Source organism: Argonema antarcticum A004/B2 (genome assembly GCF_023333585.1).
Classification (GTDB): domain Bacteria; phylum Cyanobacteriota; class Cyanobacteriia; order Cyanobacteriales; family Aerosakkonemataceae; genus Argonema; species Argonema antarcticum.
In genome coordinates this window covers 1-1,363 of the sequence record NZ_JAIQZN010000239.1, presented here as the reverse complement: position 1 = coordinate 1,363, position 1,363 = coordinate 1, and the positions used below count along the sequence as shown (strand labels likewise).

The window sequence follows — 1,363 nt, the reverse complement described above, 5'->3', positions numbered from 1 at the left end:
TGGCATTTGGAAATGGCGGAAATATTAATGTAAAAAGCGAGAATGGGAAAATCAATACAGGCAGAATAGCAGCTTCATCCGTAAATGGCAATGGGGGAAATGTAACTATAAATTCCCCAATAAATATAGAAACCAAACAAATAATTTCTGCCGCTAGTAATGAGGGGGGAAAAGTCGAGATTACCAGTGGCGGAAATATTCAGATTACCGATACGACGCCAGTAACAATAGATTCTTCTAGTTCAAATCCTACTTCTACAGGTAATGGCGGTGCAATTACTCTGGCTTCAGAAGGAGATATTACTATAAGCAATCAAATCTCATCGGGCGTGAAAGGATCTGGAACTGGCGGGGATATTAACTTCAACAGTAACAGTGGAAAGATCGCTTCAGGAGATTATGATTCTAGTTCTAGTTCAGGTAACGGCGGTGCGATCGATATCATTGCCTTTGGCGATATTATCACATCGGCTGTAATCTCAGGACAAGATAGTGACACCAGCGGCAGCGGCGGTAAGATTACTATCGATAGCAACAAAGGTTCAATAACCACAACATCAATAAATGCTGCGGGTGGCAAAGGTGACGGCGGCACAATTGAAATTACCGCTTTCGACAACATTTCGACAGACTTCATCAAATCAAGTGTTTTGGCATTTGGAAATGGCGGAAATATAAATGTAAAAAGCGAGAATGGCAAAATAAATACAGGGAGGATTACAGCTTCATCCGTCAATGGCAATGGCGGAAATGTCACTCTAAATTCGCCAATCAATATAGAAACAAAACAAATAATTTCTGCCGCTAGTAATGAGGGAGGAAAAGTCGAGATTACCAGTGGCGGAAATATTGGGATTACCGATACGACGCCAGTAACAATAGATTCTTCTAGTTCAAATCCTACTTCTACAGGTAATGGCGGTGCGATTACTCTTGATTCAGAAGGCGATATTACTATAAGCAATCAAATCTCATCTGGCGTGAAAGGATCTGGAACTGGCGGGGATATTAACTTCAACAGTAACAGTGGAAAGATCGCTTCAGGAGATTATGATTCTAGTTCTAGTTCAGGTAACGGCGGTGCGATCGATATCATTGCCTTTGGCGATATTATCACATCGGCTGTAATCTCAGGACAAGATAGTGACACCAGCGGCAGCGGCGGTAAGATTACTATCGATAGCAACAAAGGTTCAATAACCACAACATCAATAAATGCTGCGGGTGGCAAAGGTGACGGTGGCACAATTGAAATTAGCGCTTTCGACAACATTTCGACAGACTTCATCAAATCCAGTGTTTTGGCATTTGGAAATGGCGGAAATATTAATGTAAAAAGCGAGAATGGGAAAATCAATACAGG

The 1,363-nt window shown here is 41.6% G+C and carries 1 protein-coding gene; it reads left to right on the top strand.

The annotated features are described in order from the left end of the window. Positions 1-1,363: beta strand repeat-containing protein (locus tag LAY57_RS35610; protein ID WP_420839201.1), on the top strand; the 1,363-nt coding region annotated here is incomplete at both ends.